We start from the raw sequence: 21,963 nt of genomic DNA on the forward strand, positions 1-21,963 counted from the left end.
CTCTGATCCATTCGACGGCAAAAAAGGATCAAGCCCTTCTTTCCAACCTCCCGAGTGATAATTCACCCTTAATTAATGATTCCAGAATTTAATAGCTCAAATTGCAGGTTAGCCTTTATCGGAATCTCTTTAATTGCAACATTTTTGTATTTTTCCTCCCAAAGTTTAGGATGATGGACTCTGATTTCTTCTTCAATTCCAAATCCATCACAATTCGCTTCTTGTAACTTCAATATCGTTTTTTTAGTAGTATTCGTTAATCCTGCATTTATTTCTTTATTAAGCTGTTTTAAAAGAAGCGGATTTGCTAAATGATTTTTAGGATATTCTCTAATCCGATATTGGAGCTTTAAGGATAAATTTGCTGTAACTGCATTATTTTTCACATTTAATTTTGTCTTTGGCCGGGAACTGAGAATTTCAACAATGACATAATTAATTTGGTTTTGTTTATAACGATGCTTCGTTTTCACCGCGAAGGAAACCTTCTGTTTTATATCCCCACTAAGAAGTAAAAACATCTTTGATTCCGGAATTGTTAGTTTTCCAGTCATTTTTTCATTATTAAACAACGCCATACCTACTGATTCCGCTCTATGGGCTTTACTATGAATTTTGATCAGTGGTAACAAGGAGTCCTTTGTATGCTTAAGTAATAAAGGACAGACCGATTGAACATTATAATCTGTATAAAAACCCGTTGCTACTCCGCTTTTTAAAAATTCGTCATAATATCGTCCATTTAAATCCGCTTCTTCCTGTTTTAATCGAATTGCATCCATTGCCCTTCCTTCAACAATCGCCACTTTTGCGGAAAGAGCACCTTTAGGATTCCGATAAATATTATCAAGTTCTTCATAGAGGCCCTTTGCTGCAATCCTCTCCCCGAAAAGGATTACTTGAGTTTTCGAAGTGTCAATTCTTTCAGAAATTTTTAGATCCTCCTGTAACAGCGTATCTCCAGCAGTTTCCCCAATTGAGGTAAGAATGGTACTTTTCGAAGAAGTTGTTGAGCTAGAAGTTAAATTTCCTGAACTCCCCATACTGATTGGATACGAGGTACTAGCAACTACTTCCCCCTTTGGGCCAACATCATATCCAATTAGCTCAATTATTTTTTGCTCTTTCAAAAGCCGCTGATCCCAACAGCCTGTTAAGAAAAACGGAATACAAAATACCATAAACCATCTAATTGTCATTTGCACTAACTTCACCCTTCTGCCGCTTTCTAAATAAAAGGGATATGATTAAAAGAGATATAGGAACAGCCATTAAAAAGATAAAACCAACATAGGTAGTGAACTGTGTTAATTTTTCTATCGCTTTTTGATTATAAAAAAACAGAGCAAAAGTAAAACAAATGATGGCTGATAAATAAACGAAAGACTTTCTATTTATTTTTTTTATTAAAAAAGTACCTGCTAATGATGCACAGTAAAGGTAGCTTATAAAGGATGTCCCCACCAAAATAATCCACAGAGAAATAATGATTAAATCAGGTCTTTCGATAATTTTGAAAGTAAAAGACTTTAAAAGATAAAGGACAGGCTCTGGGAACAGCATCATTTCTTCATTACTAAAACAAATTAGGCAGACTAAGGTTAGGAATGAATATAATAGGGTAATAAAAAGATTGGACAAGGTAACAGCTTTTATCCGCTCCCTTTCTGTTGCCATTACAAAAGGTGATACAATCAAAAACATTTCCATCCCCTGCCATGCTAATGTGCCATGTGAAGATCCTTTTATAATGTTCAAAATTCCTGAATGACCAATCGGCATGATATAGTGGATATTTCCATCTTTTAATGCGATTGGAACAATTAATATAAATACCAATAGAACTAAAGTTGCAATAAAATAAAACCTCGCAATTACCTTAAGATTTTCTACCGCTATGTATATTCCGATTGAACACATCAAAATAAGGACCACCCAATAAGGAGTGTAAATTAACATCCATTTTTTTATTATGTAGACAAATAAAATCAGAATGGTGGATCCAGTTAATAAGAAATAGAAAGCATAAAAAAGGGTTAAGCATTTCCCCAAAACCTTTCCCAAAATGGATTGCAGGATTTGAAATAAATGCTGCTTAGGGAACCGATTACATAAAATCAGATAGAAAATAGCAAGAACCTCCATCCCAAGGCCTGTAAGAAGAAGGGATATCCAACTATCTCCTTTTGCAATTTTGTAGATGTCGTATGGTAAAGATAGAAATGCAACCCCAACTTGAGTCTGTATTAAAAAGGTAACGAGTTGAAGCTTGGTCATTTGATTTTCATTTTTCATTTTTTTCCCATCTTCTTGGACGATTTAATCGTTTTTTATTTTTAACTAATAACTCTTTAGGTCGGAACTTCAAAAGCCAAATTGGAAATCGAATGATGGAATCCTTCATCCCTTGAACATTAAACGGAGCAACAGGTGTAAAATACGGTGTTCCAAGTGACTCAAGTTTACAAAGGTGACCAACGATAAACATTAAGGAAAAGATGATTCCAACAAAACCAAAGGTAGCAGCAGAAAGCATAATTGGAAAGGTTAACAGCCGGACTGTATTACTCATTTCATAGGATGCAATCGAAAAGGATGATATAGCAGTAAGGGCAATCACGATAACCATAATATTTGAAACTAATCCGGCAGAAACAATTGCATCCCCGATGATGAGACCACCGACAATCCCAATGGTTTGTCCTATTGGTGAAGGCAGGCGAATTCCTGCTTCTCTGATTAATTCAATCGTGAACGCCATAATCATTGCCTCGATTAAAGGTGGAAATGGAATGTTCTCTACCGAGTTTTTTACAAGAACTAAAATTTCATTCGGGATAATTTCAAAGTGGAATCCGATAACTGCAATATATAAAGCTGGTAATAGAAGTGAGAGAATAAAGCCCGTTACTCTTAAAAGCCGAAAAGTAGAGCCCGTAAGAATCCGGCTGTTGTAATCATCCGTCGTTTGAAAGAAGGAAAAAAATGATACAGGAAGAACAAGAACATCACAACTTCCTTCAGACATTACAACAATTCTTCCCTCCATTAATTGGGCAATAGCCCGGTCTGGTCTTTCCGTGTAAAGAACATGTGGAAATGGAGATAATGGCTGATCCTCAATTAACTCTTCTAAGTACCCGGGGCTAAAAGTCATATCTGTGGATAGAGTTTGAAGTCTTTCTTCAAGTCTCTTGACCAAAGTAAGGTTTGCAATACTTTCCATATAAATAACGCCTATTTGGGTGTTTGTATATTGACCTGTACGATGATAATTAATTCTTAGATGTTTACTCTCGATCCCTTGCCTGATAAAGCCTAAATTTGTCGATAAACTTTCAACAAATCCTATATGTGATCCCCTTACTGTTTTTTCACTATCGGGTTCTTTGGGACTTCGTGAAAAGTCTTTCTTTGTATTAAATGAAAAGAGATAATCCTCTCCTTGAACAATCAAAATGGTATTTCCTTGTAACAATGCATTTATGGTATCTTCGAGCATAATCTTACTTTTTGTTTCAGCAGTATATGGAATTTCACCAAAGTCTAATTCTGGATTTTTACTTAAAGGAACTAATATACTTTCTTGGATTTTCTCCGAATCGGAAATGGTTTCTAAATAGAAAAGAATTCCTTTCTCCAGTTGATATAGAATAGGAAGCATTAACAAATCCTCTGTGTTACCGAAAGCATTCTTAATAAACTCTATACGGGACTCGAATGCAGATTTTCCGATGTCTGAAGGCTGTTCATTTGATTCATGATTAAATAAAGGTCGTTTCATAAATGAACTCCTATGTTTAAAATATTCTATTTATGTTCTGTAAAAATCTCTAAATTTATCCTTTAGAAATGAAAAAGAACCCCGCAATAGGTTATTCTGGGTGCTTTCGACTGTTAATTATGTATAGTAAAATAGTAAAGAAACTTCACCGTATAGTTTTGTTCATCAGCTGCAGCTCTTCGAAATATCTCTTTCACATTCTCTGGCGTAGCCTTATCCGCAATTGCATTAGTTTATCATCCGTGCTTGTTCAACCAAACTGCTCCGTTAGAGCCCACCAGGAAAAGGGATCGCCGCAGCAATCCCTTTATTAAACTCAAGCAACCGTTTTGAATAACAACCTTGTTTATTAATCAATGTTTCTTTAAGAAGTTTAGCATTTCATTAAAAGCGTTTTTGGATGATTTTTCATTAAATCTTGTAGAGTATGGGTCACTAAATCCGTGTTGTCCATAATATTTATATATCTCGATATTCTTTTTATCTAAATTTGAAATTAACTCATCCACACTAAAGGATTGTTCCTCTTGAGGAAAGAATAAAATTGTAGGACATAGTGGGACTATTTGCGTGAAATTCCTAATTCTCGACCCATAGTATCCCACAACCCCATCAAGGTTCTCTTCCTCACTACACAACCAAGCAACAGTTGCCCCAACACTAAATCCAATAAGATATATTTTTTGGTATTTATTTTTAACACCTAATAATAAATTCTTTATTTTATGTACAGCATGAGAGAACCCTACATTCTCCAAAAAATTGAGATAGGCAATCTCCTCTTCAGAATAATCAAATGGTTGTTCTCGTTCTAATAAGTTCGGACAGATAACATCAAAATCCTGTTTTGATAATAAATCACAAAAATTCTTTATATGTTGATTAATGCCATAGATTTCGTGTATAACAATTATCAAATTACCTGATTTTTTCAATATCTGAAGCATTTTTATCCCCCTTTTAAAGTGATTCTACAATAATATTAACAATAGAAATTAGATCATTTATAATTAAACTATCCTGCCCGTTAGCGGAACAAGAAAAGCGACTGCTCTTATTGAACAATCGCACCCGTTTTTATAAGTATAATTCTTCATAATCTTTTTCTCAAAAAAAAGAATTATCCAGAAGCACTTATTATAAATCACGAAACCATCACTTTATTTTTCCCTCCATTAGTTAAAATAACCTTCAATTTTATTTGAATTCAATTTAGCACGAAAAATGAATACATTTTCTATATTAATGAATTCTTAATTATAAATTAATTGAAAAAATAGGTTAATATGAATAAGACAAAGAAGCCAGTACTTTTAGGCCACTAACTTTTTTTCTCACTGAATACTAAATTAAAGTTTTTAATAAATGACTTTGGAATATTTTCTTCATCAAATAAGGATCACCTTAATAGCCCATATAGTAATTTCAAGTCTAGACGTTATACTTATTGATAATAGATTTGACCAATAAGATGCTCCATTTTATTAGTAGAATTTTATGAAAGCTACAGTAAATACTATAAAAACCTTTTTCCTTTTAGGAGGAGTTATGAAAACAATAAAACCAACTAAAATTAGCGCATATGGGTGTTAGATTAGTTAAATTGGAGGTAAAAAAATGGATCAACACTTGCATCACGTAGAAGAACATTTTTCTGGATCTGACTTCATTCGAGATGTTGTCATTGGTATGTCAGACGGATTAACCGTACCGTTTGCATTAGCTGCTGGTTTGTCTGGTGCTGTTGATACAACAACATTAATTCTCACTGCCGGAGGCGCTGAAATTGCAGCAGGCTCAATTGCAATGGGACTTGGCGGATATTTGGCAGGAAAAACAGATGCGGAACATTACGAATCTGAACTTGCCCGTGAACGGCGCGAAGTAATAGAACTACCAGAACGTGAAGAAGAGGAAGTATCTGAAATTTTCAGAGACTATGGTCTTGAAGAAGACCAAATCAAATCGATTACTGAAACCATGAAAAAGAACCCTGAAAAATGGGTGGATTTTATGATGAAATTTGAATTGGGGCTAGAAAAGCCGGAGCCGACAAGAGCGAGAAACAGTGCGATTACCATTGCTATTTCTTATATTGTCGGAGGGTTAATCCCTTTGTTTCCATATTTTATCTTTCATAAACCTGCAACAGCATTAATGGTTTCTGTAATTGTCACACTTTTTGCCTTACTGATTTTTGGATTTGTAAAAGGAAGGTTTACAGGAACTTCTCCTGTGAAGAGTGCTTTTCAAACAATGATTACTGGAGGACTTGCTGCAGGAGTTGCGTTTGGTCTAGCAAGAATTCTCACTTGACGGTAGAATTTCTGTAAGTGGTTAACGATAAATAAATGCATCCCCTACCTAATGGAGGGTCAATTTGTGTGGAGGATTTGGATATTGCTAGGAAAAGGCATTGTTCTGGAAAAAGCGATAACTTAAAATAAAAATGCAATTTGTGAAAAATTTATTCTTTAACAAACCTGCCCCGATAGTCGAATAAGCATAGGCTGTAATAATGACAGACCTCATCTTAAAATCTTGCACCCGTTACATATATAAATTGAATTTTTCGCTATTGGAACAGTCAAATATAGACTTTTATATAAATGTACGATACATACTATTTACCGTTTGGAGGAATGCATTGTGAAAATGGAACATGTGGGAATAATGGTCAATGACATGGACGAGTCTTTAGAGTTCTATCAAAAGATCCTCGGTTTAGATTTAAGAAATAGAGAGTGGTTAAATGACACTGTTGAGCTTGCATTTTTATTTTTTCCAGAGCAGCCGAGTGTAGAGGTTGAACTTGTCTACGGCGGTCCGGTTGAAAACGAAGGAATCGTTAACCACTTGGCCTTTACTGTAGAAGACATTGAAGCTGAGCTCGTACGTTTTAAAAAAGCAGGCGTCAAATTAGTAGATGAAGAACCTCGAAGCATTTTAAATAATACAGTTAAAATCGCCTTTTTCCAAGGTCCAAATGGTGAGAAGCTAGAACTGGTAGAAAGATAAGTGTATTTAGCAAAACTATCTTTAATTCATGTTGGAACATGAAAAAACAAAACTCGCTCAACAGTAGTGAGTTTTCTTTTTATTAGCCATTCCTTTTTCAACTATCTGCCGTAGCTACCACATGGTTAACTTAAGCACCCGTTCGTTTAATTACATTACTTCACAAACTTTACTACTACCTTCAATCTTATTCCCTTCGTTTTCTCAATCTCAATCATGTACCGAATTTGTAATATTGTAGAGTGGTTTTCTTCTCCCACTCTTGTACACTTCAATTCAAAAAATTCCGTTTTTCTCCTTTTCCCTTTCGCTTATTCTACACAATTATGGAATGAAGAATAAGTTGTTTTGGTATGAGTAATACTTAAATTAGAAAATCCAATATTAAGAGGAGATCTTCAATGAGTACAAAACATATTGTTGGTTTATCATCAACAGAAATTGCAGGATTATGGGCTACTTATATAATGGATAGCGCATCAATCTGTCTCTCTAAGCATTTCCTGCAACAGTCGAACAATGAAGATGTTAAATCCATAATTAAACTAACATTAGATATATCACAAAAACATATTGAGGAAATCAAGAATATTTTTGAAAAGGAGAATTTCCCTATTCCCAAGGGATTTTCCGATGAAGACATTGATCTTTCAGCTCCACCTTTGTTTTTCGATTTATTTCCTGTAAGCTACGCCTACGGAGTGAGTCGTATGGGTTTGATGGCCTATAGTATGCTAGTTTCTAATGTTGCCCGCGAAGATATTCGATCTTTCTTCTCTAAGTGTTTAACTTCCACATTGGACCTTTATAATACATCAGTAAATCTAATGCTTTCAAAAGGGATATACGATCGCCCAACAATGATCCCTTATCCCGATAAAGTTGAATTTGTTAAAAATAAAGAAACATTTTTATCCAAGTGGTTCGAAAAGAAACGCCCTCTAAATGTTCTTGAACTATCTGAAATATTTTTTAACATTGAAAGGAACTATTTTGCTGTAGTCTTACTAACTGGATTTATTCAAGGTGTGAAAGATGAACAAATAAAAAAATTTTTGACAAAAGGAAAAGACTTAGCTCAAAAACAAATTCATTTCCTAAACCAAACTTTAATCAAGGATGATCTGCTTGGCACTATAATGGTTAACTCAGAAGTGACAACTTCTACTGTATCTCCTTTTTCAGAAAAGCTTATCATGAACCTTGTAACTATACTCAATACACAAGGATTAACCTATATTGGTCATGCATTAGCTACATCAGCACGAATAGACCTTGCTATTGAATATTCAAAACTAATTCCTGAAATATTACAGTATGGCAAGGAGGGCGCCGACATTTTAATAGAAAGGGGATGGATGGAAGAACCACCACACGCTCCCAATAGGAAGGAGTTGGCAGAAAATTAGATTTAAATTAAACAAGTGATCTCAACGATCTCTTGTTTAATTTATTATCCCCTTACTTCTTAAGCTAAACTGCCCCTTTAATTGAATAAACAAAAAGCCGCAAAAATGGCAGCTAGTTCTTAAACTCTTGTCCCCGTTAGATGTACAAATAAATGAAAGGTTCTCCTAATGGAAGAACCTCTTTTTGATACGATAATACAATTAGTAAAGAACTTTTTATATACCTAAAATTATTAAGATAATAATCCAGAAATTTTTGAATAACGATGATAAATCAACCTTATTAGCTTCTCATTCTTACTGCATAAGGATAAATTGGATCTTTTAATTGAAATTCATAAGTAAGACCATCTACAATTCCGACTACTTTTTCGCTATCGTAAAGATCAAGCATAAATCCAGCCATTTCTTTGGCAGTATGGTATTTAGGAAGAAGTCCTTCAAGCTTAACATTTTCTTCTAAATCATTCGATACTTTTGCAAATTCAGTTTCAGTTGCAGCAGGAGCTAATACTTTTGCTTTCATGCTTGCACCCTTCTCTTTTAATTCATGTGCAAGCCCTTCAGTAAAGGCACTTACATAGAATTTAGAAGCACAGTATGTGATTGCATTTCCAATAATCGTATAACCCCCACCTGATGAAACGTTAATTAATTGTGTTCCTTCAACTGTTGAATAGTCACGCACATAAAGAGAGGTTAAAATAGTTAAAGCCTCGATATTTAAATTAAGCATTCTCTCAATTTTAGTTAAATTTTGTTCTCCAACTGATGCAAAATTACCAAATCCTGCGTTATTAATCCACGTTTCAATTTCATATTCCTTTAAATCTTCAAATAATGTATAAGCATTTTTCGTATTTGATAAATCAACAGTTTTTATAACGACATCTAATTCTGCATTTACTTTCACGATCTCTGATTTTAGTTTTTCAAGCTCCTCAATTCTACGTGCCACAATGACTAAATTTTTACCACGAGCAGCAAAAGCAAGAGCTGTTTCATAACCAATACCAGAACTTGCACCTGTAATAACTGTATATTTTTTCATTTTATTGCCTCCTAATATTTTGTTATACTAACAAAAATTGATTATTAACTTTTACGGATTTATTATAGTGGTTAGAGTAAACTCTAAGTCAAACTATTTTTCACACTTGATTAGCATTGGTTAAAAGTGGAGGGTTTTATGTATACAATTGGCGAAGTGGCACAACTAGTAGGTGTTAGCACACATACATTACGTTACTATGAAAAAGAAAATATTATTCTTCCAGACCGGAATGAACATGGAGAAAGAAAATATACAGAATCGCATCTTCAATGGCTAAAATTTGTTTTAAAATTAAAAGAGACGCAAATGCCGATCACAAAAATCAAAGAGTATGCTTTCTTGTATACTGAAGGAGAACATACAGCCATTAATCGATTAAAACTATTAGAAGATCATAAAAGTTCCATCGAAAACCAGTTAAAAACACTGAAAGAAACGAATAAAATGTTAGAACATAAAATTATTTCGTATAAAGAAATGATTTTGAAAAGAAATGAAGTAGATACAAAAGCATAATATTATATGAAAATGAAATATTCTTTATTATTATTATATTTAGGGTAAATAACGTAAACACATAAAAAAAGGAACGAACATATTAGATGTGTAAAATATGTTCGTTCGGGTCATTAAATAATTGTATTTATTCAGCATTCACTATATTTTGGAAAAGTGACTTAACTATTGCTTTTGGGGTCATTTTCAACATCCGTCTTTTTTGTACCTTTACTTATATAAGGTTTTGCACTCTTTTTTTTGTTTGCACTAGCTTGCCAACGATTCCAACCCTTCTTGTCTGTTCCTCTCCCTGTTCCACCTTTACCTTTAGCTTTACTCATAAAATCACCCCATTATTATTCTAGGTTGAGTTACCTATCTAGTTAGTTTTAGTCATTTTACTCGGTTATTAACCAAGCATATTGCAATAAATATACTCATTAATGAGTGGTTTTTTTTGTTTTTTAGTAAAAATAAAAAACAGACTCTAAAAATGAGTCTGTCCATGTTTAGCATAATAATTAGGCCTTACGAACGTTAGCTGCTTGTGCTCCACGTTGACCTTGCTCAACATCAAAAGTCACTTCTTGACCTTCTTCTAATGTTTTGAACCCTTCGCCTTGAATAGCTGAGAAATGAACGAATACGTCTTCTCCACCTTCACGTTCGATGAATCCAAAGCCTTTTTCGCCATTAAACCATTTTACTTTACCTTTTTCCATGTTTGTTGCCTCCTAGTGTGTTTGCACACACAATGTATTACTATCCTTGCTCTCAGTGATCATCAAGACGAAAAGTTATTACTTATACTATCCTTTACACCGAACAAAAATAAGCCATTTTTATGATAGCATTTTTTGAATTTGTGTGCAAGGAACCCTAAATCTACTAAAGCACCCAATAGTCACCGCAGCGACCAAGAAAAAGCGACTGCTCTTATTGAACAATCGCAACCCGTTAGTTTATATTCATTTCTTCACAATCGTTGGCTTCCATTAAAACAAAAACCTAACAGTAGCCATACATACGATGCCCACTATAACTGTAACGGACAAACTCTTCGTCCATATTGCTACAATAAGAGTTGGTATAATAGCAGTAAGAACACTCCAATCAATTGATAATAACGATTCATCTTCGATGATAAAGCTATCGACGATAAGTGCAGCAAAAATACAAATAGGTATATATGAAAGCCATTTGACTACAATTTTCGGGAGCTGAATATTTCTTATAACTATAAATGGAATAATTCTCGGAATGAAGGTCACAATGGCACACCCTAAAATGATTAATAAAATGGATAAATTAATACTCATTTGTCTTTTATCACCCCAATTGTTGCAACAATTATTGTTGATATAATAATAGCTATATAAGAAGGAACAATCATACATAGAACTAACATTAATAAAACTACATAAACAATTAATGATAGATAAAACTTCAATTTACCATTATCAATATTTTGTAATTGCAAAACAAGCAATGCCAAAAACATAGCTGTTAAAGAAAAATCTAATCCAAATACTTCTGGATTTGAAATCCATTTGCCAAAAATGACACCTAACATACATGATAAAATCCAGAATAAATAGGCTGTTATATTCAAGCCATTCATCCATTGGTCATTAATAATTTCTCTTTTAGCAATTTTATTAATGGCAACACCAAATGACTCATCTGTTACAAGAGCTCCAATCCCGATATTTTTCATTAAAGTATATTTTGTAAAGTGCGGAGCCAGTGTCATACTTAATAAAAAATGCCGCAAATTCACAATGAAAGTTGTAAATACAATGACTGAAATTGGACTACCTGATACTAACAGTGCACAAATAATAAATTGTGATGCACCAGCATAAACTAATGCCGATAAAAGAGCAACTTCTAGTATACTTAGATTGGATGATGCTCCAACAATCCCCATTGCAATTCCAATACTAATGTAGCCAATTAAAGTTGGAATGCAATCTTTTACCCCTTGAGAAAATGTAGAGAGATTTTCTTCGCTATTTATTTCTTTTGCTAATTCATTCATAGTTGCACCACCTTTTCGTCTGCTATATTAAACATACGTCTGTTATGTTGTTTGTATGAATGTTATAATGAATACAAAAAAGAGTCAAGGAGATTTTTTATGGAATTCATTCAAGGGGTTATAGCTAATAATCTTGCAGAAATAAGAAAAAAGCGAGGATTGAGCTTAGAAAATGTGTCGGAACTGACTAGAGTTAGTAAAGCAATGTTAGCCCAAATTGAAAATGGAAAATCAAATCCAACTGTCACCACTCTTTGGAAAATTGCAAATGGATTACAAGTATCCTTTTCTGCTTTTTTAAAGGAAAATGATAAGCCACAAATTGAAAAAATAAACATCAATCAACTGAACCCATTGATTGATGATGATGGAAATTATCTTGTATATTCTGTTTACCCATTTCATCCAGAAAAAAAGTTTGAAATTTTCACTGTAGACCTTAAACCTGGTTTTAGTCATATATCCGAAAGGCATACAGGTGAGGAATATGTACTAATACAACGAGGTATACTTACACTCGATATTCAAGGTGAGAAGTTTGAATTAAACACTGATGAGACTATTAAATTTAATGCAAATACTGATCACATTTATATAAACTCTTCTGATGAATTAGTTAGATTCTTTATAATTATCTCTTATCCCGACTGATATCTTTGTCTATTTTCTAGGTTAAATTGAATAAAAGTTGCATAAACGATACGCAACTTTTATTCAACTCCCTCAGTTTAATACGAATATCTCTCGAATGTTCCCTTATTCGCAGGATTTCATAACCCTTTTAATTGGATTTTCGGATAAATGAAATGAGTTCAGATCATTTTGGATTCGTGAAGGCATAGTTAAATAAAGGAGTCAGCTACCACTCCATATTTTACCATATAATGTACATCTCCACGCCGCCCCTGGAGGCTTTCCCTCCCATGTCTCAACGGGTCAATTGCCCTCTCATTCCTTCGTCATGCCTATCCAAGGGGTGGAGGCCAGTTATGCTAACCTGATGGGTCACTGTGCCCTTTTGTTGAATAAACCTGGTACTCCGTACATATTTGAAATCCTACGAATAAGACAACATTCAAAATTAAAGTTACCTATTTTGAAAGATACATTTAATAAAATGTGAAGGTAAAGAAGTTAAAGAAAATGAAATCAATCATGAAATTGATAGGTAAACTAGCAAGGATTTTTGTAGGAATAGCACGACGAAACGAGTCTTACTGTCCAAATAAAGTCCAAGTATTAATCCCTTTAGCAGCATAGAATTAAAACATTATTTATTAGTTGCTAAGTATAGGAATCGTCGTAGTCTGGACCTTCCACGCTTTGAAATGACAATCTGACCTTTCCATTTGCCTGAACTTGCTTCAGCTAAATGTAATCCCGCATGACGTAATAGAGAGTTTCCGTGCGAGAAACCACTTAGATCGCCTGATTCACCTAATATCCCGGCTAATGAAATTTCACTTATTCCCTTAATCATGAGTAGTTTTTTTGCAAATGGTATTGTGTATAGAACTTCTTTAACTTGTTGTTCAACTCTTTCGAGTTGTTTTACAGCGAGGTCATATTCCTCTAATAATTGTTCTAAATGGAATTTATAAGCATCAAGAGCTTGTCCGATCCCAATAGAGGATTTTGCTAGATTGATTAGTAATTGAGCCTTTTTGGGTCCTGGTTGTCGTTTCATTAAAGACTTCCACCCCCTCATGACATCTAGAGTTTCTAGTGAAGATATTTCATCCGGTGTAGGAAATAAACGAAGGGTTGCGATAGCTCCTTTGCACGAAACATCTTTAAACACTTGTCTGAGTTCTGGAAAAACCACATCCACCCATCGATTTATTTGATTAATAGACATCACGAGACGTTTAACAATTACATCACGGTTAGAAATTAGAACTCTAAGTTTCTCAAATGATTCTGATGCTGGACGAACAAAGGAATAATATCCGTTTTTCACCATATCCGCTATAACGAGGGCATCTTTCTTATCACTCTTCGATTGAGTATTGTCACGATTCTCTTTATTCCTTTTTACCAAGTGGGGATTCACTGTAACTACCTCAATGTTTTGTTTATCCAGCCATTTGGATAGGTTAATCCAGTAATGTCCTGTTGGTTCCATCCCCACAATTGTTGAATCTAAGTTTTTTAGTTTTTGTAAGTTTTGAATCCACCTTAATAGTTTTACGAACCCCTCTTCATTATTTTCAAATGTAAGAGGATCTCCAACTACTATTCCACGAAAGTTAACAGCTCGAGCAACGTGTAATTGTTGGGCAATATCCACACCTACAATTAGATGTGTATCGGAAATTCTTTCTATTAGTTGATTTTGTTTGTCTTGCATTTTAAAATTCATATTAGGGCTTCCTCCTTAAGACTCTGAGTTAGATTGGACTCTATACTCGTATCTTACTGAGGGGCTCTATTTTTTTCAAACCTGATATTTAACGATCTACAGGAATGCTAACCTGCCAAGTTAATGCAATAAAAAAAGGATCGCCGCAGCTATCCCAATCTTCAACTCTTGCACCCTTTAGTGAAACAAGGTTAACACTCGCACACCATTAGATGATTCCCATCAGGATCTTTGAATTTAAACCAATGGGTATGCTCAACACCAGTTGTTAATTCAACATTTTTACCCCTCATATACTCATATGCTTGTTCAATATTGTTAGTGTTAAAATGAAAAGGTGGGGTTTTGAAAATATTATCCTCTGAATAAATTTTGCTATCTAAAACAATTCTAGTTCCATTCATATGAATGATATATAAATGACCATATAATATCTCACCATCTGCAGGTAACCCTAATATGTCACAATACCAATTACGTGCTTCCTTCACATTACTTACAGGGATAAAAATGGCTCCGATTTGATTTAATATAGGGTACATTAAATACCTCCAAAATGAATTTCTTTACATAGATTAATTCGCTCCAAGTCACATATTCCCTTCTTGTTCAATAAAACGACCGATGTTTAAAAAACTCTATTTTTTTTATTTTTGTACCTACTGCAGCGGAAAACAAATTACTGACAAAATAATCGTTCCTCAAGAAGCCCGGATAGGGTTTCTTTTTATAATGGAGCAATGCTTTCGTTATGGTTTGCTGGGAAAGGATGATTTTTAATTTTTTCTCCTAACGCAAAACTTTGGTATAGTGTAAAAAGGTGGGAGTTGATAGGATGTTTTTCTTAGGACTGTTCCAGCAGTTGCCCGTAAAAATTTTAACGGTGGCATTGCTGATAATACTTACGGTTTATTTGATCCGCAAATCCATCAAGCTTTTATTTGACAAAACGAGCTTCTTGGATGTAAAGCGGGAAGAAACATTAATGCATTTCGCCAATCAGGTGACAAAGGTATTGGGACTTGTGTTCTTCTTTATTTATGTGCTTAGCCATTTCTTCGACCTGGCAAAGCTAGTTACTGGTTCGGTAGTCGTGGCCGGTGCCTTAGCATTGATCCTCCAGCATATCATTCGTGATTACATTATGGGGCTGACCTACTTGTTTGAGCGCCAGATCCACCATGGGGATTATGTCATTATCAATGGAAACCGTCAGGGGAAAATCGAGGAAATCAGCATGCGCCACCTGAAGATCCGCCAGTATGATGGATACCTCTATACGGTCTCCTATAGCAGCATCATGGAACTTCAGAACGGGAACCGGGGAAGGCGCCGGGTGAACGAAAGCCTAGTCCTCAACTATAGGCAAAATCCGGACGATGCCTTCAAGGTGATGGAGGAAGTGGCTCAAACCTGCAACGAGAAATACGGAGAATACTTGTTGAAGGATGAGCACGACATTCCCGTGGAGAGTTTCAAATTCAACCAAATCACCGAACTGAACGTGGATTTCAGGGGACATAGGTATTCATTATCAGGTCTTGTGAAGGATGCAGATTTCGTGGAAGCGGGCAAAAAGTTGAGGTATGAACTGGCGATGGCTGCCTACAAGTACGACTTGAAGTTGGCAGAGAGCCTTACCTCAAGCGATTAAAGCTCATAATAAGCAAGTGATTTCATATTTCTTGCTTTTTTTCTATTGTTTTTATGTAGACAAATACCAATTTGAAATCGGATTGGCCAATGACGCGATTGGCTTTGATGGATCGCAGGTTTAATCTTTTTTATTTAGAATTATTGGCACTTTTTTATTAGTAAAATCAAAATTAACAATTATCATAGCTTTCCAACTATCTACATAAAAGGAGTTTGTATTAATGGATTTACAATTAAAAGGTAAAAATGTCCTCATTACCGGCGGTTCCAAGGGAATTGGGAAAGCCATAGCCAGTGCCTTTATTGATGAAGGAGCCAATGTCACCATTACAGCACGCGATCTTGATTTTTTAGAACAAGCAAAAACAGATTTAGGCGGCACAGTATCTATTTATCAAGCCGATCTAACCAATGAAGAGGAACGGGAAAACTTAATTCAAACGTTTATCGAGCAAAAAGGTACGATTGATGTCCTCATCAACAATGCCGGCGGAAGCAATGGAGCCAAAGCGACAGATACCGAAATGGTTCTTTTTTATCAAGCAATGGAGTTGAATTATTTTTCAGCCGTCCATTTAAGCAAATTAGTTGTTGAACATATGAAAAATCAGCGTTCGGGTTCGATCATTAATATTACCTCTGTTTATGGAAGAGAAAGCGGAGGAAAAGTTACCTATAATAATGCAAAATCTGCACTCATCAGCTTTACGAAGTCGATGGCTGACGAAGTAATTCCTTATGGCATCAGAGTCAACAGCATTGCCCCTGGAAGTATTTTGCACGAGACTGGTAACTGGATAAGACGTATGAACGAGGATCCTGAGGGAATCAAAGAATTTGTAAAAAAGGATATTCCTGCTGGCCGCTTCGGCACTCCGGAAGAAATCGCGAATGTCGCAGCATTCCTGGCCTCAGAAAAAGCTTCCTGGATTGTCGGAGCCAGCATAAACGTCGATGGCGGACAATCGAAGATGAATTTTTGAGTCAACTCCCCTATTATTCTATTTGCGTGGTGTGTTTAAAGGGATAGGATAAAAATATTGACAGAATTGCTGAACAATTGTTAAAGAAAACCAAGCAGCCTCCCCTTTTTAACTGGGGAGGCTATTAATCATATTCAAAACACTAGTAATAGAATGCTATACAGAACAGCCTAATTTAGATAGTGACAACCCTCATTACATCTTTTAACGAATATATTATCAAGAAATGAAAATGAATAAGGAGGGACAGTATTGTATTATCATCAATCTTCATCAACAAGTCCCTGTCCAATGTACCATCTCTACTCGCTTCCTAGAACAATATCCGTTATCCCATATTACTATCCTTATACACCATGTTACCCTCGTTCAATTGAAGAAATATGGCTATGTTATAACAATAACCTACAAAGAGGGTTTGCGGGATACCCCGAAATACACATCTACTCCACACCGCAAACTAGTGCTTACGAACATTATGAAGCATTTCGACCCCATTGGGAATCGTTTAAGTGGTTCTCTCCAATGCATTTTATGGAAGATCCGAAAGATACGGCAAAAACAACCATTGAAGATAAATGGAAATCGTTAAATGGTGCTCCGGGAGCGGCAATTTCTTATGTGGAAGAGATAGAGACAGGTTATCGAATCCGCTATCAGAATGGTGCTATTTATTCTAAGAAAGCAAAAGGACCTGCTTATTGGGTTTATGGTGCAATTAATGAGAAGTATCATGCATTAGGTGGAGTCGAGAGCTGGCTGGGTTGGCCTGTTACTGATGAATTACCAATAAAATATGACGAAGGCAAAGTAATGCGTTTTGAGCAGGGTGAGATCTATTGGTGGCCCGAGACAGGTGCTATCGAAATCGATCAAGTGGTGTTGACTTATAAAGGGATTCATTGCTTTGGTCCGACTAGTGGACCTGGATCTGATGAGGTTTATGCAACCATTAGCGTATCGGCTCCTACTGGAAGGGACAATGAACCTGTAAGTGTTTCAACATCCCTGACTAAACTTTACACAGATGTTGACAAAGGTGAAAGTTTCCCGGATCATATAGAACTCTATCGTGGAAAACCTTATGGCTTAAACATAACATTTGTTTTAATGGAACACGATGAAGGAGATCCAAATAAGTATTATAAGACAGTCCATTCAACTGTTTCTACTGCTGCCACAGCCGCAACTACAGGAGTAGCTGCGTTAGGCGGTCCACTTGTCGCAGGGGCTGCAGCCCCTATCTTGAAAGCACTTGTAACACCTGTCGCAAAAGGGATAAACAGTCTACTTGGCACAGGTGACGACTTAATCGGACAGTCAACGATTGTACTTCCATTAAAGGACCTCGTTCAGCTTTCGGCAAGACCAAACGAATACCTCCTTAAAAATCAAATTCCCTACAAGATAGAGACACCATCGCTTACCGGTCAAGGTTCTTCATATAAAGGATATTTTAGTTTAAGTCGCGCCTAAACTTATTCGATTTTTCTTTAAATCTGAAATGGCTTGGTTATAAAATGGGCTTATATGTTACCTAATTAGAAATCCTCAAGATAAATTCTTTTATAAAACAATGCAGCCCTCCCTTAATAACCGGGAAGGCTGCGAACGGATATTTCGTAGGGAAAACTGTGCTAACGGTAGCGTTCTTCTTTAAATGGATTGGCTGTCATCGAATAGCCAAGTTCTTCCCAAAAACCGGCCTCGTTTACTTTCATAAACTCAATCCCTGACACCCACTTAGAGCCTTTCCATAGATAAAATACTTCTGGTGGAATAAATCTTAGTGGATAACCATGTTTTGGATCAATATCCTGCCAATCATGATTTTTATCTTTCCAACGATATACAAACAAAGAATCGTCCCCTAATAAAGGCTCGAGCGGCAGATTTGCTGAATAACCAAACTTATCTCCATTGTAATACCCGTAAATTTTAATGTATTTTACCTCTTCATTCATTTCGACAAATTTCAATAACTCTCTAAGTGCAATTCCTTCAAACGTTGTATCAAATTTAGACCAGGTGGTAACACAATGCATGTTAACGCTTGAAATGGTCTTCGGAAGCTCCATGATTTCTTTATAGGATAAGAACTTTTCTTCTTTTACCTCACCAAAGAGTCTGAAATTCCATGTGGTTTCATTAAACTCGGGTACATCCCCTACGTGCAGGATTGGCCATTTTTCTGTTTCAAATTGGCCTGGAGGAAGCTGCTGTTCCATCACACACCATCCTTTTTTCCTCTTAAACGTTAATTAAATCACAGTGTTTCGTATAGTATGCCATTTCACTATTTAGTTATTTACATAATCCGGCTTCTGATGGTTTTTTTGTAAATGAAGTATTCATTGCCTGTAAGATTAGAACCAACAACTTGTGGTTCTTTTTTTATCCATCAGATTCTTCTCATTCCCTATTACATATGAAGGAAATGACTGGTTAAACTAATGAAGATGAAATACAAAGATCTGGCATTGGTACAGCTGAAATGAGTGCCTTGGTATAAGGTGCAGGGGTTGATTAAGTAGGTCTTCTTTTGATGCTAATTCCACAATATTACCTAAATACATAATAGCAATATATCCCACAATTGGACATTATTAAAAAGTATGAGGATTATCCTACAAAAGAGGTACAAATGATGAATCAATTTCCTCCCTATCGAAGACAAAGGGCTTTTTTATCGCAATTTACAACTGGACAACTTCATTTGAAAAATCCGTGGGTCGTAGCCTTTTTTTCATTTTCATATCCGGGATTTGGACATCTATTGCAGCATAGATACGCAGCAGGGTTTCTTTTAATTTTATGGGAAACCTTTATTAATGGAATTGCACATGTGAACCTTGGGATTTTATATTCCTTATTGGGTGATTTTGAAGCTGCAAAAGTAGCTTTGAATGAACGATGGTTAATTCTTTACGTGGCAATATATATGTTTGGAATATGGGACGGGTATAGATCCACGGTGGATCTGAACAAACAATATGTATTAGCAGATAGAGAGGACGCACCTATTATGAATAAAAAAATGGGATCGTGGGACTTGAACTACTTGGATAAACGTAAACCATTGGTAGCTTTAGCATGGTCCGTATTATTTCCTGGTCTTGGTCACCTTTATATTCATAATGTTATTTCGGGATTTTTTATATTTCTCTATACAGTATCAATCTGTTATTATGGTCATATTTTGTCTGCCATTCACTTATCAATGTTAGGTGATTTTGTAAAAGCTAAAGAGGTTATAAATATGCAATGGGCACTTTATTTTCCATCCATATATTTTTTTATCATTTACGATGCCTATTCATCAACGGTTGAGCTCAACAAATTGTTTGAAAAAGAAATGTCAAAATACTTACGGAAGAAATACCAAAATATTAATTTTAAAACTCCCATTTGAAAGAGGTGTAAACATTATGTTAGTCATCGCTTCCTTTGAAAACTCAATTTTTATTGAGCTGGCCATTTCGGAACTGGAACAAAATGATTTTTCAAATAAAAGGATACTGGCTGCCCCTCTAGATAAAAGAAGTGAACAAAGGAAACTATTTGATACCATTCATAGGGCAGATGGCTTAAGTCTATTTGATTCAGCAGCAATACTTGGTACATGTTTGATGCTCTTAGGAGCCATTTATGGTTATATTTTAAAATGGGGTCCAATTATATGGGGAATTATTGGTGCTGTTAGTGGTTTGCTTTTAGGGTTTCTTATAAAAATGATGTTAGTTAAAAAAAATAAACATGGAGTCAAAAATATTACATCAGAAATTGTTTTAATGATTCGCTGTGAAGAACATGAATGCAAAACCGTTGAAAATATCTTATGGGAAAATCAGGCTCTCGGACTAACAAGAATAAAGAATATGTAGTATTTGTTTAACTGAAACCAGCAATTATTTTGGCTTTTGAAGATTATCATTCTAAACAGTATTTTACCAATAAAGAGACAAAGGTATCGAGTTTATACTCAGATACCCTTTTCTCTTTCATTTTGATCTTATAAATTTATTAGTATATTGAAACTAATCTATCCCAACACTCTTGCTTTTTTAAATGCTTGTATGATGAGAAAAAAAATAAACAATATTGGTATATAAATATATAGAAAGCTGGTTGAGACAATTGTTATAAAAGTCCCTAATTCCTCGACATCCATTTTACTTTTGACATTAATAACCATGAAATGAACGATAATAATGGATATCCCTAATGACAATCTAGGTTTAAATTTAAACGATTCTTTCAAAACTCGAATCGACCCCCACAATGCCATACAACAAGGGGGGAGGATCACCAAGAGCCATAAAAATATATAGATATATTCAAATCTTTCAATAAATGGAAAGCGGATAATTTTTGACATCATGAGGGTTGGCCAAGTAACATGATCAAGCTGCCCATGACTAAAATAAGCAAATGATATGATTGTAATAAATAGATATAAAATGGTTGTATAAGCTTGTGAAATGTGTGCCCATTTTTGGGAAATTTGATTATTTTTAATAAAAGGAAAATAAATAAGTAAAAATTCTGGTCCTGAGTACATAAGGATACTTTCTTTTGCTGATACAAAATAGTCATTTAAGCTGTGATTAAAAACAGGTAATAAATTCGTCCAATAAGCATATTTGATTGGGAAATATAGCGTAAACAGAAGGAGCGAAGGGATTAACATCCCCCAAAAACAAATACCGGTAATAACCCTAAAGCCTCCAACAACTAAATATGAAATCACCAAAATCATAATAAGTGATAAATACCAAATAGGGGTATAAGGAAAAACCCAAGTAACCAGAACTGATAAATAGGACCTAATTATCGTGGAAACAATTAAAAGCATATAGCTATAAAAAAAAATGTTTAATACGTTTCCTAGCCGTTTCCCAAATAATTGTTGATGTAAGGACATAATATCTCCATTATTTGATCTCTTTAATAAAAAATATAGCAGCCAAATAATGAGATGAAAACTGATTCCAACTAATACAATTGAAACCCATGCATCCTGTTCTGCTCCCTTTATTATTTTACTTTGAAAATTCAACAAGCCTACACCTGTTTGGGTACTGTGAATGAGAAAAAACAAAAAAAAGGGAGATACTGTCAAGCTTGCATTTAATTGTTTACTCATGGTCAATCACCT

At 35.0% G+C, this 21,963-nt stretch carries 22 protein-coding genes and 4 pseudogenes; 11 read left to right on the top strand and 15 right to left on the bottom strand.

What is annotated here, in order from left to right:
- Positions 1-68: 68 nt before the first annotated feature.
- The 5 genes and pseudogenes from AC59HZ_RS08520 to AC59HZ_RS08540 form a co-directional block, all read right to left on the bottom strand.
- Positions 69-1,199, bottom strand: coding sequence for a Ger(x)C family spore germination protein (locus AC59HZ_RS08520; protein ID WP_496545394.1), 1,131 nt, complete (start codon positions 1,197-1,199; stop codon positions 69-71).
- Positions 1,189-2,295: a GerAB/ArcD/ProY family transporter gene (locus tag AC59HZ_RS08525; protein ID WP_496545395.1), complete on the bottom strand. Its 1,107-nt coding sequence runs from the start codon at positions 2,293-2,295 to the stop codon at positions 1,189-1,191. Before AC59HZ_RS08525 ends, AC59HZ_RS08520 begins: the two co-directional genes overlap by 11 nt.
- Complete coding sequence (locus AC59HZ_RS08530; RefSeq protein WP_496545396.1) at positions 2,285-3,784, bottom strand: spore germination protein; 1,500 nt, start codon at positions 3,782-3,784, stop codon at positions 2,285-2,287. The genes AC59HZ_RS08525 and AC59HZ_RS08530 overlap by 11 nt, the downstream gene beginning before the upstream one ends.
- Before the next feature lie 113 nt (positions 3,785-3,897).
- A pseudogene (locus tag AC59HZ_RS08535) lies at positions 3,898-4,008 on the bottom strand (ferritin-like domain-containing protein); the annotation flags it as partial.
- Positions 4,009-4,137: 129 nt separating this feature from the next.
- Positions 4,138-4,731 (bottom strand): dienelactone hydrolase family protein, encoded by a 594-nt coding sequence (locus AC59HZ_RS08540; protein WP_496545397.1) that lies wholly within the window; start codon positions 4,729-4,731, stop codon positions 4,138-4,140.
- A gap of 670 nt (positions 4,732-5,401) precedes the next feature.
- On the opposite strand from AC59HZ_RS08540, the gene AC59HZ_RS08545 reads away from it, so the two are divergent.
- From AC59HZ_RS08545 to AC59HZ_RS08555, 3 genes are all read left to right on the top strand, one after another.
- Entirely contained in the window at positions 5,402-6,100 is a 699-nt protein-coding gene (locus tag AC59HZ_RS08545; protein ID WP_496545398.1) for a VIT1/CCC1 transporter family protein, read from the top strand.
- Between the two features lie 339 nt (positions 6,101-6,439).
- Complete coding sequence (locus AC59HZ_RS08550; RefSeq protein ID WP_496546011.1) at positions 6,440-6,802, top strand: VOC family protein; 363 nt, start codon at positions 6,440-6,442, stop codon at positions 6,800-6,802.
- 401 nt (positions 6,803-7,203) lie between these two features.
- Positions 7,204-8,211, top strand: a complete 1,008-nt coding sequence (locus tag AC59HZ_RS08555) for a DUF3231 family protein (RefSeq protein WP_496545399.1) — start codon at positions 7,204-7,206, stop codon at positions 8,209-8,211.
- A gap of 283 nt (positions 8,212-8,494) precedes the next feature.
- Here AC59HZ_RS08555 and AC59HZ_RS08560 read toward each other — a convergent pair whose 3' ends face one another.
- The gene (locus AC59HZ_RS08560) at positions 8,495-9,262 is read right to left on the bottom strand and encodes an SDR family NAD(P)-dependent oxidoreductase (RefSeq protein WP_496545400.1); all 768 of its coding nucleotides are present in this window, start codon (positions 9,260-9,262) and stop codon (positions 8,495-8,497) included.
- Between the two features lie 138 nt (positions 9,263-9,400).
- Here AC59HZ_RS08560 and AC59HZ_RS08565 point away from each other — a divergent pair, with 138 nt between their 5' ends.
- Positions 9,401-9,781 (top strand): MerR family transcriptional regulator, encoded by a 381-nt coding sequence (locus AC59HZ_RS08565; RefSeq protein WP_496545401.1) that lies wholly within the window; start codon positions 9,401-9,403, stop codon positions 9,779-9,781.
- Between the two features lie 161 nt (positions 9,782-9,942).
- On the opposite strand, the gene AC59HZ_RS08570 is transcribed toward AC59HZ_RS08565, so the two are convergent.
- The 4 genes from AC59HZ_RS08570 to AC59HZ_RS08585 all read right to left on the bottom strand — a co-directional run bounded on the left by AC59HZ_RS08570 (position 9,943) and on the right by AC59HZ_RS08585 (position 11,804).
- The gene (locus AC59HZ_RS08570) at positions 9,943-10,104 is read right to left on the bottom strand and encodes a DUF3934 domain-containing protein (RefSeq protein ID WP_496545402.1); all 162 of its coding nucleotides are present in this window, start codon (positions 10,102-10,104) and stop codon (positions 9,943-9,945) included.
- A gap of 180 nt (positions 10,105-10,284) precedes the next feature.
- The gene (locus AC59HZ_RS08575) at positions 10,285-10,485 is read right to left on the bottom strand and encodes a cold-shock protein (RefSeq protein ID WP_071358889.1); all 201 of its coding nucleotides are present in this window, start codon (positions 10,483-10,485) and stop codon (positions 10,285-10,287) included.
- Positions 10,486-10,758: 273 nt separating this feature from the next.
- A complete protein-coding gene (locus AC59HZ_RS08580; RefSeq protein ID WP_496545403.1) occupies positions 10,759-11,082 on the bottom strand; it encodes an AzlD domain-containing protein in 324 nt (107 codons plus the stop codon).
- Positions 11,079-11,804 carry an AzlC family ABC transporter permease gene (locus tag AC59HZ_RS08585; protein ID WP_496545404.1) on the bottom strand — a complete coding sequence of 242 codons (726 nt, stop codon included), beginning with the start codon at positions 11,802-11,804 and terminating at the stop codon, positions 11,079-11,081. Before AC59HZ_RS08585 ends, AC59HZ_RS08580 begins: the two co-directional genes overlap by 4 nt.
- A 99-nt stretch (positions 11,805-11,903) precedes the next feature.
- Here AC59HZ_RS08585 and AC59HZ_RS08590 point away from each other — a divergent pair, with 99 nt between their 5' ends.
- Together AC59HZ_RS08590 and AC59HZ_RS08595 are read left to right on the top strand one after the other, a co-directional pair.
- A complete protein-coding gene (locus AC59HZ_RS08590) occupies positions 11,904-12,455 on the top strand; it encodes a helix-turn-helix domain-containing protein (RefSeq protein ID WP_496545405.1) in 552 nt (183 codons plus the stop codon).
- 465 nt (positions 12,456-12,920) lie between these two features.
- Positions 12,921-13,064, top strand: a pseudogene (locus tag AC59HZ_RS08595) (IS110 family RNA-guided transposase); the annotation flags it as partial.
- A 19-nt stretch (positions 13,065-13,083) separates the two neighbouring features.
- Here AC59HZ_RS08595 and AC59HZ_RS08600 read toward each other — a convergent pair.
- Both AC59HZ_RS08600 and AC59HZ_RS08605 read right to left on the bottom strand, forming a co-directional pair.
- A pseudogene (locus AC59HZ_RS08600) lies at positions 13,084-14,166 on the bottom strand (IS110 family RNA-guided transposase); the annotation flags it as partial.
- Positions 14,167-14,357: 191 nt separating this feature from the next.
- A complete protein-coding gene (locus AC59HZ_RS08605; protein ID WP_496545406.1) occupies positions 14,358-14,708 on the bottom strand; it encodes a VOC family protein in 351 nt (116 codons plus the stop codon).
- Between the two features lie 293 nt (positions 14,709-15,001).
- On the opposite strand from AC59HZ_RS08605, the gene AC59HZ_RS08610 reads away from it, so the two are divergent.
- From AC59HZ_RS08610 to AC59HZ_RS08620, 3 genes are all read left to right on the top strand, one after another.
- Positions 15,002-15,820 (top strand): mechanosensitive ion channel family protein, encoded by an 819-nt coding sequence (locus AC59HZ_RS08610; protein ID WP_496545407.1) that lies wholly within the window; start codon positions 15,002-15,004, stop codon positions 15,818-15,820.
- A 223-nt stretch (positions 15,821-16,043) separates the two neighbouring features.
- On the top strand, positions 16,044-16,805 hold the full coding sequence (locus AC59HZ_RS08615; protein ID WP_496545408.1) for an SDR family NAD(P)-dependent oxidoreductase: 762 nt from the start codon (positions 16,044-16,046) through the stop codon (positions 16,803-16,805).
- 252 nt (positions 16,806-17,057) lie between these two features.
- On the top strand, positions 17,058-18,281 hold the full coding sequence (locus AC59HZ_RS08620) for an LGFP repeat-containing protein (RefSeq protein WP_496545409.1): 1,224 nt from the start codon (positions 17,058-17,060) through the stop codon (positions 18,279-18,281).
- Between the two features lie 161 nt (positions 18,282-18,442).
- Here AC59HZ_RS08620 and AC59HZ_RS08625 read toward each other — a convergent pair whose 3' ends face one another.
- On the bottom strand, positions 18,443-19,033 hold the full coding sequence (locus AC59HZ_RS08625) for a molybdopterin-dependent oxidoreductase (protein ID WP_496545410.1): 591 nt from the start codon (positions 19,031-19,033) through the stop codon (positions 18,443-18,445).
- A gap of 244 nt (positions 19,034-19,277) precedes the next feature.
- Positions 19,278-19,390, bottom strand: a pseudogene (locus tag AC59HZ_RS08630) (ABC transporter ATP-binding protein); the annotation flags it as partial.
- A 59-nt stretch (positions 19,391-19,449) separates the two neighbouring features.
- On the opposite strand from AC59HZ_RS08630, the gene AC59HZ_RS08635 reads away from it, so the two are divergent.
- Together AC59HZ_RS08635 and AC59HZ_RS08640 are read left to right on the top strand one after the other, a co-directional pair.
- Positions 19,450-20,217 carry a hypothetical protein gene (locus tag AC59HZ_RS08635; RefSeq protein ID WP_496545411.1) on the top strand — a complete coding sequence of 256 codons (768 nt, stop codon included), beginning with the start codon at positions 19,450-19,452 and terminating at the stop codon, positions 20,215-20,217.
- 16 nt (positions 20,218-20,233) lie between these two features.
- Entirely contained in the window at positions 20,234-20,689 is a 456-nt protein-coding gene (locus tag AC59HZ_RS08640) for a hypothetical protein (protein ID WP_496545412.1), read from the top strand.
- Between the two features lie 158 nt (positions 20,690-20,847).
- Here the strand turns inward: AC59HZ_RS08640 and AC59HZ_RS08645 are convergent, their stop codons facing one another.
- Positions 20,848-21,951, bottom strand: coding sequence for a GerAB/ArcD/ProY family transporter (locus AC59HZ_RS08645; protein WP_496545413.1), 1,104 nt, complete (start codon positions 21,949-21,951; stop codon positions 20,848-20,850).
- Between the last annotated feature and the right edge of the window lie 12 nt (positions 21,952-21,963).

Source organism: Neobacillus sp. DZ-9, from assembly GCF_059587065.1.